Source organism: Streptomyces sp. NPDC012935, from assembly GCF_042900345.1.
In the GTDB taxonomy this organism is placed as follows: Bacteria; Actinomycetota; Actinomycetes; order Streptomycetales; family Streptomycetaceae; genus Streptomyces.
This window is the reverse complement of record NZ_JBIBBC010000007.1, coordinates 103,609-117,628: the sequence shown is the minus strand read 5'-3', so window position 1 is coordinate 117,628 and position 14,020 is coordinate 103,609. Positions and strand designations below refer to the sequence as shown.

Below are 14,020 nucleotides of genomic sequence, written 5' to 3'. Positions count from 1 at the left end.
CGCTCAGTCGTCTTCGTTGTCGCCGAAGTCGGGGCGCACGTCCCGGGCGGCCATGATCTCGTCGTTGGAGGTGCCGGCGGCGACCATCGGCCAGACCATCGCGTCCTCGTGGACGATGAAGTCGACGACGACGGGGCGGTCGTTGATGGAGTTCGCCTCTTCGATGACCTTGTCGAGGTCCTCCGGCGACTCGCAGCGGATCGCGTAGCAGCCCATGGCCTCCGACAGCTTCACGAAGTCGGGGACGCGGGTGCCGGCGCTCGGCTGCTTGCCGTCCGCCTCCGGGCCGCTGTGCAGCACGGTGTTGGAGTAGCGCTGGTTGTAGAAGAGGGTCTGCCACTGGCGGACCATCCCGAGGGCGCCGTTGTTGATGATGGCGACCTTGATCGGGATGTTGTTCAGGGCGCAGGTGGTGAGCTCCTGGTTGGTCATCTGGAAGCAGCCGTCACCGTCGATCGCCCAGACGGCCTTCTGAGGCGCGCCGGCCTTGGCGCCCATCGCGGCCGGAACGGCGTAGCCCATTGTCCCGGCGCCGCCGGAGTTGAGCCAGGTGGCCGGCTTCTCGTACTGGATGAAGTGCGCGGCCCACATCTGGTGCTGGCCGACGCCGGCCGCGAAGACCGTGCCCTCCGGCGCGAGTTGGCCGATGCGCTCGATGACCTGCTGCGGGGACAGCGAGCCGTCGTCGGGCTGGTCGTAGCCGAGCGGGTAGGTGTCGCGCCAGCGGCTCAGGTCCTTCCACCAGGCGCTGTAGTCGCCCTGGTGGCCCTCGGCGTGCTCCTTCTGCACGGCCTGGACCAGGTCCGCGATGACCTCACGGGCGTCACCGACGATCGGCACGTCGGCGTCGCGGTTCTTGCCGATCTCGGCCGGGTCGATGTCGGCGTGGACGATCTTGGCGTACGGGGCGAAGCTGTCCAGCTTGCCGGTGACGCGGTCGTCGAAGCGGGCTCCGAGGGCGACGATCAGGTCGGCCTTCTGCAGCGCGGTGACGGCGGTGACCGCACCGTGCATGCCCGGCATTCCCACGTGCAGCGGGTGGCTGTCGGGGAATGCGCCGAGCGCCATCAGGGTGGTGGTGACGGGCGCTCCGGTGAGTTCGGCGAGGACCTTCAGCTCGGCGGTGGCGCCGGCCTTGAGGACGCCGCCACCGACGTAGAGGACGGGCCGCTTGGCGGCGGTGATCAGCTTGGCGGCCTCGCGGATCTGCTTGGCGTGCGGCTTGGTGACGGGCCGGTAGCCGGGCAGGTCCATCACGGGCGGCCAGGAGAACGTGGTCTTCGCCTGCAGGGCGTCCTTGGCGATGTCGACCAGGACCGGGCCCGGGCGGCCGGTGGAGGCGATGTGGAACGCCTGCGCGATCACCCGCGGGATGTCCTCGGCCTTGGTGACGAGGAAGTTGTGCTTGGTGATCGGCATGGTGATGCCGACGATGTCCGCTTCCTGGAAGGCGTCCGTGCCGATGGCCTTGGAGGCCACCTGCCCGGTGATCGCCACGAGCGGCACCGAGTCCATGTGGGCGTCGGCGATCGGCGTGACCAGGTTGGTGGCGCCCGGTCCCGAGGTGGCCATGCAGACGCCGACCCTGCCGGTGGCCTGCGCGTAGCCGGTGGCGGCGTGGCCCGCGCCCTGCTCATGGCGGACCAGGACGTGGCGCACCCTGGTGGAGTCCATCAACGGGTCGTACGCCGGAAGGATCGCACCACCCGGAATGCCGAATACCGTGTCGGCGCCGACCTCCTCGAGCGAACGGATGAGGGACTGCGCACCCGTGACGTGCTCGGGGGCGGACTGGTGTCCTCCGGATCGGGGCCGGGGCTGCGGGTGATGGGCCCCGGTGGCCTGCTCGGTCATCGGCATTCTCTTCTCGATGCTGAGGGTTTTTGCGAAGTTTGAGCGGAGTTTCGGTGCTGCACGACAGGTGCCTGTGCAACAAAAAACCCCTCGTGCCATAAGGCAAGCGAGGGGAGCGCGCCGGGTGTGGTCGCTGGGAGTTCCGGGTCTGTCCGGACGTCACCAGCTTCAGCCGACGCGCTTTCCAAGTACGAGAATTCGGGTGCGCATGGCACAGACCCTCCCCCCGGCACGCACCCACTGTCAAGTGGGTGGGACGGGAGTCTCATTATGTGAGCGCAGGCCACTTCCGCCTCCGAGAACAGCGGGCACACCACCGGTGTACACCCCCGCACCCCTCTCCACCGCTCGTTCACCTCTCACGCCACCCGCGAACGCGGGCTCGGCCGGTCCGTGCGGCACCGGATAGTGGCCGGAACTCAGCGCCCGGCGCAGCCGGTACTCGTCCAGCGGTCCGGAGAACGCCATGCCCTGCCCGTGCGTGCACCCCATCGCGCGCAGGGCGACGACCTGTTCCGGCAGGTCCACTCCGTCGGCCACGGACTGCAGCCCCAGGTCGCCGGCGATCCGCAGCAGCCCACCGGTGATCTTGTGCAGCCGCGCGGACTCCACGACACCCTCGACCAGACCGCGGTCGAGTTTGAGCACGTCGACGGGGAGCCGGCGCAGGGCCGTGATCGCCGCGTATCCGCTGCCGAAGCCGTCCAGGGCGACCCGGACGCCGAGTCGGTGCAGACCACTCAGGCGGCGCTCCAGTTCGTCCAGTGAGACACGGTGGTCCAGGTCGGACAGCTCGATGATCAGCGACCCGGACGGCAGCCCGTGCCGGGTCAGCAACGCCTCGATCGAGCCGAGCGGCATCGACCGGTCCAGCAGCCGACGCGCGCCCACCCGCACGGCGACGGGTACGGCGAGCCCGGTCGCGGTGCGCTCGGCGGCCTGCTCCACGGCCTCCTCCAGCATCCAGCGGCCCAGCTCGGCGGTCTTGTCGCTGTCCTCGGCCACCCGCAGGAACTCCGCGGGCGTGAACAGCACCCCCTGCGAGGACCGCCAGCGCGCCTGGGTGACGACCGATGCGATCCGGCCAGTGTCCAGACACACCACCGGCTGGTGCAGCAGCGCGAACTCCCCGTCGTGCAGCGCGGCCCGCAGACGCGTGGCCAGCTCCGCCTTCCGTACGACGTCCTGCTGCATCTGCGGCTTGTACAGCTCGACCCGCCCCTTGCCGCCCGCCTTCGCGCGGTACATCGCCAGGTCGGCGTTGCGCAGCAGCTCCCCCGCGCCGAGGCCGGGCTCGGCGAAGGCGACGCCGATGGAGGCGTTGACGCGGACATCGTTGCCGTCGATGAGGTACGGCTGCGACAGCGTCCCCCTGAGGCGGTCGGCGAGCTCCAGGATGTGCCGTTCGCGGGCGGTGCGGTCGCGGGTGTTGTCCCCGGCGATCAGGGCCGCGAACTCGTCGCCGCCCAGCCGGGAGGCCGTGTCCCCGCCCCGGACGGCGTCCTGGAGTCTGCGGGCGGCCTGGACGAGCAGTTCGTCCCCGGCCTGGTGTCCGATCGTGTCGTTGACGCCCTTGAAGCCGTCGAGGTCGATGAACAGGACGGCGGTGTTGCGCAGGGCGATGCCCCGGTCGGAGGCGCGGCGGCCGGACAGGGCCTGCTGGACCCGCTTGGTGAACAGCGCGCGGTTGGGCAGGTCGGTGAGCGGGTCGTGTTCGGCGTTGTGCTGGAGCTGCGCCTGCAGGCGCACTCTTTCGGTCACGTCCCGGCTGTTGAAGATGAGGCCGCCGTGGTGACGGTTGACCGTCGACTCGACGTTGAGCCAGCCGTCGTCTCCGGACCGGAAGCGGCACTCGATGCGCGTAGTGGGTTCCTCAAGTGGGCTGGCGGCGAGGAAGCGGCGCACCTCGTGCACCACGCAGCCCAGGTCCTCCGGGTGGATGAGATTGGCCAGTTCCGAGCCCACCAGCTCCTCCGCGGAGCGGCCGTAGACCCCGGCGGCGGCCGGGGACACGTACCGGAGGATGCCGTTCGGCGCTGCGATCATGATGACGTCGCTGGAGCCCTGCACCAGGGAGCGGAAGTGGTTCTCCTTCTGGGCGAGTTCCTGGGTGAGCGTGATGTTGTCGAGCAGCATGATGCCCTGGCGCATCACGAGGGCGAGCACGACGGTGCCGCCGGTGATGAGCACGACCCGGTCGACGCTGCGGCCGTTGAGGACGTTGTAGAGGATCCCCAGCGTGCAGACGGCGGCCGCGAGGTACGGCGTGAGGGCGGCCAGGGAGCCGGCGATCGGCCGGGTGACCGGGTACCGGCTGTGCTCACCTCCCTGCGGGGGCGTGTGGTGATGGCTTCCACCACGCTGCCCGGGCACCTGTCCGGGCACGTGCTCGTGCACCACACGCGTGTGCCCGGCGCCTTCCTCCCGCTCACCGTCTCCGTGCCGGGGCGCGGCCCACGGGGCGTACGCCAGGAGCAGCGAGCCGGCGAACCAGCCCGCGTCGAGCAGTTGGCCGGAGCGGTAGCTGTTGTGCATCAGCGGCGAGGTGAACAGGGCGTCGCACATCACGGTCAGCGCGAGCGCGCCGATCGCGGTGTTGACCGCGGTGCGGTTCGCCGACGAGCGACGGAAGTGCAACGCGAGCACCATGCTGACCAGGGCGATGTCGAGGAGCGGGTAGGCGAGCGAGAGCGCGGTGTGCGCCACGCTGTCTCCCCCGCTCGAGTCGATCTTGGCCGCCTGGGCGAGGGCGAGGCTCCATGCCAGCGTCAGCAGCGAGCCGCCGATCAGCCAGGCGTCCAGCGCGAGGCAGACCCAGCCGGCCTTCGTCACCGGTCGCTTGGCGAGCACGAGGAGTCCCACGATGGCGGGCGGCGCGAAGCACAGGAAGAACCCGTCTGCGTAGGACGGGCTGGGCACGGGTCGCTGCAGGACGACCTCGTACCATCCCCAGACCAGGTTGCCGAGGGCGGCCATCGCCGAGGAGAGGGCGAACAGCAGCCAGGCGGGGCGAAAGCGGATACGGCGGCTACGGGCGTAGCGGAAGCAGGACACGGCGGCGGCGCCCGCGGCGGCGGCCAGCCCGAAGTCGCCCATGATCAGCGCGAGTTGCTCCGAACCCCAGCCGAGCGCGGAACCGACGGCGTATCCCGCGCACACCAGGGCCAGAACGAGCTGCGGAACCACTCCCGAGCCGCCCCCGAAGGATGACGGACGGGGCAGCAGCGCCGCCGACGAGGGCTGAGCCCGCAGCCCGGCGTCCAGCGTGGTCGTGGAGGGCGGTGGCGAGCTCACCGGACCCTCCCGGTCCGCGCCGCTCGCGGGTCCCGAGGATCCCGGTGCGCTGGGTGCGCATGCCGCCTGCGGCTGCTGTGCCCGCGGTGGTGATGGCTGTGACGACAGCCGTGAGTGCCGTGTGGGCCGCGGCTGCGCGCAGCCGTTCGCCAGGGTCGCCGCCGACGGCCCCGCCGCGTCGGATTGCTCGTCCATAGGCCGTGCATCGCCCGTCGCCCCCCTCACAAATCTGAAATGTCCATCCCCGGCGCCGAAAGGTGCACGGCGCAGCCCCTGTCGGGGACGATACACCAGTCTCGTCACTCAGGGACATAGCATCTCTACGCTCCGTGACGACCAGCGCATATGCGAGTACGCACCGCTTCCGGAAGGTTGCGGACGGTACTCGAAGCGGGTTTCGGACCTGTTGCGCGCGGCGCACACGGCACCCGCGGGAAGCTCAGCCCGCGAGCGTCACGCGCTTGCCGCGCCCGTCGTAAGGATCACGTTGCGAAGGGGCTCACGGTTCACGTAACGAGTGAGCTGGTCCACCAGCAACCGCTTGGCGCGCGGCAGGAACGCCGACGTCGGTCCGCCCACGTGCGGGCTGATCAGCACGCCCGGCGCACGCCACAGCGGATGCTCCCGAGGCAGCGGCTCGGGGTCGGTGACGTCCAGGGCCGCCGTGATGCGCCCGGTCTCCAGCTCCGTAAGCAGCGCCTTCGTGTCCACGACGCCGCCACGCGCGACGTTGACCAGCAGCGCGCCGTCCTTCATGCGGGCGAGGAAGTCGGCGTCGGCCAAGTGCCGGGTGGCCGCCGTGAGGGGCGTGGAGAGGATGACGACGTCCGCTTCCGGAAGCAGGGCGGACAGTTCGGTGAGCGGAAGCACGGGTCCGCGCGCCGTGGTGCGCTCAGAGCGCGCGACGCGCGCCACCCGCGCGAGTTCAAAGGGTGCGAGCCGGTCCTCGATGGCGGCGCCGATCGAGCCGTATCCCACGATGAGAACGTTCTTGTCCGCCAGCGCGGGCCGGAAGCCACTGAGCCACTCCCCTCTGTCCTGGGCCCGCACGAAGTCGGGAACGCCGCGCAGCGAGGCGAGGATCAGCGTGAGGGTGAGCTCGGCGGTGCTCGCCTCATGCACCCCGCGCGCGTTGCACAGCCGTACGCCCGGACGCAGGTGCTTCAGGCCCGACTCCACGTGATCGATGCCGGCCGAGAGTGTCTGCACGACCTCCACGGAGCTCATTTCCGGCAGGGGACGCTGTCCGATTCCCGGCGGCTTCATGTAGGGGACGACGTAGAAGGCGCACTCGGCCGGATCGGCCGGGAAGGTCTCCTCGCCGTTCCAGAACCGGTACTGCGGGCCCTCCGGGAGGCCCTCGATCTCTTCCGGCGGGATGGGGAGCCACACGTCAGCAGTCATGCCTTGGAGGCTATGTCAGGCGAACAGGAGTGCAGAGGTTAGGTTGGGGTGCCGAAAGAGGGAGGGTTACGGCCACGTGGAGCGCAGGACGATCGGCGCGGCGGCGCTCGCGGTGGGAGCCGTGGGACTCGGGTGCATGCCGATGAGCTGGGCCTACAGCTCGTCGCGACAGCGGGGCGAGGAGTCGCTCAGGGCGGTGCACCGGGCGCTCGATCTGGGCTCGACACTGCTGGACACGGCCGACATGTACGGCCCGTTCACCAACGAGCTGCTGTTGGGGCGGGTGTTGAAGGAGCGCCGCCAGGACGCGTTCGTGTCGACCAAGGTCGGCCTGCTCGTGGGCGAACAGCACATCGTGGCCAACGGCCGTCCCGGCTATGTGAAGCGCGCTTGCGACGCCTCCCTGCGCCGCCTGCAGACGGACGTCATCGACCTCTATCAATTGCACCGTGCGGACCCCGAAATACCGGTCGAGGAGACCTGGGGCGCGATGGCGGAGCTCGTTCGGGCCGGAAAGGTACGGGCGTTGGGACTGTGCGCGGTGGGTGCGCGAGGTGGCCGCCGCTCCGGAAACCGTCTGCACGACGCGACGATCCGCCAGCTGCAGCGGGTGCAGCAGGTCTTCCCCGTGAGCGCCGTACAGGCGGAGCTGTCGGTGTGGTCGCCGGAGGCACTGGAGACGCTGCTGCCGTGGTGCGAGGCCCGCGGCATCGGCTTCCTGGCCGCGATGCCGCTGGGCAACGGCTTCCTCACCGGCAGGCTCACCCCCGGCGAGGGCTTCGAACCGGACGACGTCCGCGCCCGGCACCCGCGGTTCACCGCGGAGATGATGGCAGCGAACCAGCCGATAGTCGCCGGCCTGCGCCGCATCGCCTCCCGACACGGGGAGGGCGTCACAGCGGCGCAGGTGGCACTGGCGTGGGTACTGGCCCAGGGCCGGCACGTGGTCACGGTGCCGGGGGCGAAGCAGGAGCGCTGGGTGGACGAGAACGCGGCGGCCGGGGGGTTGCGGCTGACGGAGACGGACCTGGCGGAGGTGGCGGAGTTGCCGGGAGCCCTGGGCTCCTGGGACTGACACCGCCAGATCACGCAACACCGCCCTGGCTGCCGACACCGAGCGCCATTTGATCCCGGCTCCCCGGTCCCCGGTCCCCGGTTCGAAGTCCCAGGCCCCAGGTCCCAGGTCCCGGCCAAACGGAAGCACCGGGTTTGCTGGAACGCCAGGACCGGAGCAATGCGGCCGACGCAGACCACCTTGCTGGAAGCGGCGCAACTGCCGGGAGCCCAGGCGCCCCGGCCGCCCCGAAGTCCCGGCCGGGCGGAAGAGCCGGGTTGGTGAGCAGGCCAGGACCGGACGCAGCCGCCGGAGGCGCACACGGCGGGGTTTCGCGGCTGCCTGGGACCACCAGGAGCCCCTGGGCCTGACGACACAAGGGTCCTGGTTCGAAATCGCCGGGCCACAAGCGGATATTGGGCCGGACGGCCGGAGGGCGGACGGACCGAGAGCAGGGGCGGCCAGCCGGAGGGCAGGCTGCCGGGGGCTGGCGGACTGCCGGAGGGCCGCCGGGTCGAAGGGCCGGCCGGCCCGCTGTGAACCCCTTCTCGGTGGCCCGCAGCCCTGCTTCGGGCCCGTCCCGTAGGGAAGTCTCGGTCGCGGGACGCTGCCCCCGCTGACCGCCGAGACGGGACTCGACCGCAGGTCACAGGCGCCGGCTGCCTGCCAGACACGGACGGGACGCCCGCACGGCGGAGGTTCGAGGTTCATGGTTCGGGAACCTGTGAGGCGCGAGCGGTGTAAGAAAAGTAGAAGCCGCCGCGTCGAAGGGACCTTGATCGTGCAACGTCGAGTTGTGACGGCCGTGATGGCCGCGGCCGCACTCCTGCTGACGGCCGGCTGTTCCTCCGACGACGGGGGATCTCCGGGCGAGGGCGGAGCCGCGGCGCCGAGCAGGAGTACGGCCGAGGGGTCGCCCTCCGGGCAGGCCGCCGAGGAGACCCCGTCGGCGAAGGGCTCCGCCAAGGTGGTGCGCACGGTCACCGAGGGCCTGAACACCCCCTGGGGCCTGGCTCCGCTCCCCGACGGCGACCTGCTCGTCTCCTCCCGCGACGAGGCCACGATCACGCGGGTCGACGGCGAGACGGGCAAGAAGACTGAGCTGGGCGAGGTACCGGGGGTGTCCCCGGCGGGCGAGGGCGGCCTCATGGGCCTGGCACTGTCGCCGGACTACGCCTCGGACCACATGATCTACGCGTACTTCACCTCGGCCTCGGACAACCGCATAGTCCGCGTCCTGTATGACGAGCAGCGGCCCAGCGGTGAGCAGCTCGGCGCACCCGACACGATCTTCAGGGGCATCCCCAAGGGCTTCATCCACAACGGCGGCCGGATCGCCTTCGGCCCCGACAAGATGCTGTACGCGGGTACGGGCGAGAGCGGTGACACGGGCCTGTCCCAGGACAAGGAGTCCCTGGGCGGCAAGATCCTCCGCATGACGCCGGAGGGCGAACCGGCTCCGGGCAACCCGATCGCCGACTCCCCCGTGTACTCGTACGGCCACCGCAACGTCCAGGGCCTGGCCTGGGACTCCAAACAGCGCCTGTTCGCAGCCGAGTTCGGCCAGGACACCTGGGACGAGCTCAACGCGATCAAGCCCGGCGACAACTACGGGTGGCCGGAAGTCGAGGGCAAGTCGGACAACGCCGATTACCGCAGCCCCCTCGCCCAGTGGGGCACCGACGAAGCCTCCCCCAGCGGTATCGCCTACGCCCAGGGGTCCGTCTGGATGGCGGGCCTGAAGGGCCAGCGTCTGTGGCGCACCCCCCTCAAGGGGACCGAGGCGTCGGCCGACCCCCAGGCCTTCCTGGAGGGCGAGTACGGCCGACTGCGGACGGTCGTTCCCGCGGGCGGCGACAAGCTGTGGGTGACGACGAGCAACACGGACGGTCGGGGCAGCCCGAAGGACGGGGACGACCGGATCCTGGAGGTGCAGGTGACCTGAGCGGCCGCCGTCACTCCTCCCCGTCGCGCGTCCCGTCAGCCCCTTCGCCATCCCCCTCGACCCTCGGTTCTGGTGGCCGTACGACGACCTTCCCGGACGCGAGATCTATCGGTCCGCGCCCGGGGTCGTTGTCCCCGACGTCCTCGCGGGTCAGTTCCAGGCGGTTCTGTTCGTCGGTGGTGTGCTTGCGGCCGGGCGCGAAGAGTTCCTCGAACGCGTTGAACACGGAACCTCCCTGAGCCTGCGGCGTCCCTTACAGCGTAAACCTCGGGTTCATGTCCCGGAGGTGAGCGTTTCGGTCGCGAACATCCCCGTCCGATGCGCCACGGCCGCAGCCTCGCCCCTCCCCGAGACGCCGAGCTTGCCCAGGATGTTCGACACGTGGACGCTGGCCGTCTTGGGGGAGATGAAGAGTTCCTCGGCGATCTGGCGGTTGGTGCGGCCGGCGGAGACCAGGCGGAGGACGTCTCGTTCGCGGGTGGTGAGGCCGAGGGAGTCGGCCGGGTCGGCCGGGGGCGGGGCCGTCGTGAGGGCGAGGCGGGCTCGCTGGGCGAGCTGCGTCGTGGCGTCGACGAGCGGGCGGGCGCCCAAGTGGGTGGCGGCGGCCCGGGTCAGGCGGAGCAGTTCCGAGGCGCGGGCGCGCTCGTCGTCGCCGCCGACGGCGAGCAGGGCCTCGGCCAGGCGGTGGCGGACCCGGGCGAGGTCGTAGGGCCGCTCCAGGGCCTCGAAGGCGGTGACCACGTCCGACCAGGTGTCGGTTTCGGTCCGGCCGTCGGCCCGGTCGAGTTCGGCCCGGGCCCACTTCTCGTATGCGAGCCACAGGGGCGCGCCCGTGGTGAGCTTGCGCACGGCCTCGTAGAGCCGTTGCAGGAAGGCAGCGCGGCCCTCCTGGGCGGTGGACAGCGACTGGACGCGGGCGTCGGACTCGGCCACGGCGGCGGCCAGCAGCAGCGGCCAGGCGTAGCGGTGGGTGCCGGGCGGGAAGCCGGCGTCCAGGACCCGGTCGGCCTCCGCACGGGCGTCGAGGAGACGGCCCTCGGCGGCGGCTGTGCCGAGGGCCAGCGAGGCCATCGGCAGGTTGTTCTGCGGCATGGGGTCGTGGGTGCCGTAGGAGGCGCGGGCGGCGGCGAGATGGCGGGCGGCCTCGGTGACCTCTCCGCGGGCGAGTGCGAGATGGGCGAGGCTGTTCGAGGCCCCGCCGCGCGGCTTGGCGGACTGCCCCGTGCGCTGGGCGTTCACCGCGGCGTCGGCGGCCTCGTCCCAGCGGCCCAGGGAGACCAGCGACTCGGCGAGGTTCGTCCAGACCCACGCCTCGGAGTCGCGCAGCCCCCACTCCTGAGTGAGGCGAAGTCCCTCGCGCAGGATGCCGACGGCGTCCTGCGAACGGCCGATGCCTTCGAGCGCGGACGGCAGGTTCACATGGCTCCGGCCCACCACCGTGGTGATGCCACGGGTCAGTACCTCTTCCTTGACCTCGTACATCTGGGCCAGTCCGGCGTCGATGTGGCCGGCGTCGACCATGAGGCCGCCGAGGGTGAGGCGCGCGTTGAGTTCGATGTCCTCGGCGCCCACCATGCGGGCGTACTCCACGGCCCGCTCGGCGGCCGACATGGCGTCAGGGCCTGGGGCACGCAGCATCGACCAGTTGGCCGCGGTGGCCAGCACCTCGGCGTGCACCTCGGACGGGGGCAGGCCGCGCACCAGCTGCTGGGCGGTGCCCAGCTCCTTCCAGCCGTCGCCGCGGGCCAGTGACTGGACGAGCCGGGAGCGCTGGACCCAGAACCAGGCTGCGCGCATCGGATCGCTCTCGTCCTCCAGCAGGTGCAGGGCGCGTTTGGTGATCTTCAGGGCGCGTTCGCGTTCCCCGCAGAGCCGTCCGGCGACGGCGGCCTCGGCCATCAGGTCGAGGTAGCGCAGGGGTGTGGTGTCGGGGTCGCAGCCGCAGGGAGGGTAGACCTCGGTGTAGTCGACGGGGCGCAGGGTGGCCCGGATGTCCTCGGGGGCGGAGTCCCACAGCTCCATCGCGCGTTCCAGCAGCCGCAGTTGCTCGGAGTGTGCGTGCCGGCGGCGGGCGGTGACGGAGGCGTCCAGGACTGCGGGCAATGCCTTGGCCGGGTCGTGGGCGTGGTACCAGTAGCTGGCCAGCCGCATCACGCGCTCGCCGGCGGGGACGAGCGTGGGGTCGGCCTCGAGGGCTTCGGCATAGCGGCGGTTGAGACGGGAGCGCTCGCCGGGCAGCAGGTCGTCGCCGACGGCCTCGCGGACCAGGGAGTGCCGGAAGCGGTAGCCGTCGCCGCCGGGTGCGGCGATGAGGATGTTGGCGTTGACGGCTGCCCGCAGCGCCTCGATGAGGTCGTCCTCGGCGAGTTGGGCGACGGCGGCGAGCAGCCGGTACTCGACGGTGGAGCCGCCCTCCGCGACGATCCGGGCGACCCGCTGGCCGCTTTCGGGCAGGCCCTCGACCCGGACGAGGAGCAGGTCGCGCAGGGAGTCGGTGAGGCCGGCGCAGCTGCCCTCGTGGGCGGCGACGGCGAGTTCCTCGACGAAGAAGGCGTTGCCGTCGGAGCGTTCGAAGATCTCGTCGACCTGCGCCGGGGCGGGCTCGGTGGCGAGGATGCCGGCGATCTGGCGGCCGACCTCGGCCCGGTTGAAGCGGCCGAGTTCGATGCGGCGGACCGTGCGCAGCCGGTCGAGTTCGGCGAGGAGCGGGCGCAGCGGGTGGCGGCGGTGGATGTCGTCGGAGCGGTAGGTGGCGAGGACGACGAGGCGGCCGGTGCGCAGGGTGCGGAAAAGATAGGCGAGGAGGTGGCGGGTGGAGGCGTCGGCCCAGTGCAGGTCCTCCAGGGCGACGACGACCGTGCGGCCGGCGGCGACGCGCTCCAGGAGGCGGGCGGTGAGCTCGAAGAGTCGCGCCATGCCCTCCTCGTCGGAGCGGTCCGCGCCGCGGGTCGGGGCTGCCTCGCCCAACTCGGGCAGCAGCCGGGCCAGTTCCTCCTCCTGGCCGGCGGCCGCGGCGGCCAGCTCGCCGGGCAGTTCGCGGCGCAGCGCGCGCAGGGCGGTGGAGAACGGGGCGAACGGCAGCCCGTCGGCCCCGATCTCGACGCAGCCGCCGAGCGCGACGACGGCCGCGCCCTCGCCCGCCGCGTTGGCGAACTCCTCCACGAGGCGAGTCTTGCCGACCCCTGCCTCGCCGCCGATCACCAACGCCTGCGGTTCGCCCGCGGCGGCTCGGGCGAGGGCGTCGTTCAGAGTCTCCAACTCGGCTGCGCGACCGACGAACACGGGACTGACGGACCGGCTCTCCACGGGTCCGAGCATCGCATGCGCTGCGGCGAGTCCGGCATCGGTTTTCCGGGGGCTGTCGCCCCCGGAAAACCCCTTCGTCCCTGAACGGGGCCCGTCCTCAGGTGCCGGACGGGCCGAGTCGGCCGCGACCGGCGCCGGGAGGCGGCCGTAATCCCCCGTTACCGCCGCCTTCACGCGGCACGCGGATGCCGGAGCCTGCGGAGGCGGGATGTATGCGACTCCGCCACCGCCGCGCCCTTGGCGGAGCGCTTCGCGGCGCGGCGGACGCGGATGGCCTCGCGGACCATGCGGTCGTGCTCGGCCTCGCGGATCATGTCGGCGGAGCGGATGTGGTGGAGGTCGTACTCGAACATGGCAGGACCCTCGTTTTCCCTGGTGAGACGCTATTTCCGAGATCGCTTTGTGCGATGGGTCAAGCTTCGTCTCCAAGGTGGGTCCGCCACATCGGGAGAGTTCCGCATCTTCGGCGGCCGCGGGGCCTTAGACGCGCCTGAGGGGCCTCAGGGCGCCGTCTAAGGTCCTTACGGCGGTCCTGAGGCCCCTCGGGACCTGCGGTGATTGAGGTGGTTCAGCTTGCTGAGGGCAGGCCGAGCAGCGCGTCGGTGTACTTGAGCACCGCCAGCAGCAGGCCGATGACGCCGAGCGCGACACCGCCCCAGGCGACCGACTTGATCCACGGGGCCTGCGGCTTGCCGGGCGCGCCGAACGCGGGACGGGCCAGCACGACGACGCCGACGATCAGCGCGGCCAGCGCGAACACGCCGGCCCACAGGGCGGAGGTCTGCCAGGCGTCGCCGTAGACCTCCTTGATCTGCTGGGAGACGCTCGCGTTCGAGGCGGTCTCCAGCTGGCCCACGAGGGTCTCGCGCGCGGCGGCGACCGTACCGATCCAGCCACCGGTCAGAGAGACGACGCCGAGCGCCGCGGAGACGACCGCGCCCGCGCCCTGGCCGACAGCAGAGGGGCTCGCTTCCGTGGCCTGAGCGGTCACCTCGTCCTCGGCCTCGATGTCGTCGTTCTCCGCGACCTCGTCGGAGCCGGTGGCGTCGGTGGCGTCGCTCGCCTTGACGACGTCCACCTTCTCCTCGTCGGTCTTCGCCTCAGTGCCTCGGTCGGCGCCGGTCTCGTCCACTGTCTTCGTTCCCATGCCTCGCACCGTACGG

At 71.3% G+C, this 14,020-nt stretch carries 9 protein-coding genes; 2 read left to right on the top strand and 7 right to left on the bottom strand.

Annotation, left to right across the window (positions count from 1 at the left end; translation table 11 throughout):
* Positions 1–3 precede the first annotated feature (3 nt).
* From ACFY5C_RS18990 to ACFY5C_RS18980, 3 genes are all read right to left on the bottom strand, one after another.
* Positions 4–1,860, bottom strand: a complete 1,857-nt coding sequence (locus tag ACFY5C_RS18990; RefSeq protein ID WP_389445606.1) for an acetolactate synthase large subunit — start codon at positions 1,858–1,860, stop codon at positions 4–6.
* Positions 1,861–2,097: 237 nt separating this feature from the next.
* Positions 2,098–5,148: a putative bifunctional diguanylate cyclase/phosphodiesterase gene (locus tag ACFY5C_RS18985; RefSeq protein WP_389445604.1), complete on the bottom strand. Its 3,051-nt coding sequence runs from the start codon at positions 5,146–5,148 to the stop codon at positions 2,098–2,100.
* 453 nt (positions 5,149–5,601) lie between these two features.
* Positions 5,602–6,552, bottom strand: coding sequence for a 2-hydroxyacid dehydrogenase (locus ACFY5C_RS18980; protein ID WP_389445602.1), 951 nt, complete (start codon positions 6,550–6,552; stop codon positions 5,602–5,604).
* A 76-nt stretch (positions 6,553–6,628) separates the two neighbouring features.
* Between ACFY5C_RS18980 and ACFY5C_RS18975 the strand changes: the two genes are divergently transcribed.
* Together ACFY5C_RS18975 and ACFY5C_RS18970 are read left to right on the top strand one after the other, a co-directional pair.
* Complete coding sequence (locus ACFY5C_RS18975; RefSeq protein WP_389445601.1) at positions 6,629–7,627, top strand: aldo/keto reductase; 999 nt, start codon at positions 6,629–6,631, stop codon at positions 7,625–7,627.
* 787 nt (positions 7,628–8,414) lie between these two features.
* A complete protein-coding gene (locus ACFY5C_RS18970; protein ID WP_389446104.1) occupies positions 8,415–9,551 on the top strand; it encodes a PQQ-dependent sugar dehydrogenase in 1,137 nt (378 codons plus the stop codon).
* A gap of 10 nt (positions 9,552–9,561) precedes the next feature.
* Here ACFY5C_RS18970 and ACFY5C_RS18965 read toward each other — a convergent pair whose 3' ends face one another.
* The 4 genes from ACFY5C_RS18965 to ACFY5C_RS18950 form a co-directional block, all read right to left on the bottom strand.
* Entirely contained in the window at positions 9,562–9,777 is a 216-nt protein-coding gene (locus tag ACFY5C_RS18965; RefSeq protein WP_389445600.1) for a DUF6191 domain-containing protein, read from the bottom strand.
* Between the two features lie 47 nt (positions 9,778–9,824).
* The gene (locus ACFY5C_RS18960; RefSeq protein ID WP_389445599.1) at positions 9,825–12,869 is read right to left on the bottom strand and encodes an AAA family ATPase; all 3,045 of its coding nucleotides are present in this window, start codon (positions 12,867–12,869) and stop codon (positions 9,825–9,827) included.
* A 158-nt stretch (positions 12,870–13,027) separates the two neighbouring features.
* The gene (locus tag ACFY5C_RS18955; RefSeq protein ID WP_389445597.1) at positions 13,028–13,210 is read right to left on the bottom strand and encodes a hypothetical protein; all 183 of its coding nucleotides are present in this window, start codon (positions 13,208–13,210) and stop codon (positions 13,028–13,030) included.
* Between the two features lie 215 nt (positions 13,211–13,425).
* Positions 13,426–14,004, bottom strand: coding sequence for a hypothetical protein (locus ACFY5C_RS18950; RefSeq protein WP_389445595.1), 579 nt, complete (start codon positions 14,002–14,004; stop codon positions 13,426–13,428).
* Positions 14,005–14,020: the final 16 nt, after the last annotated feature.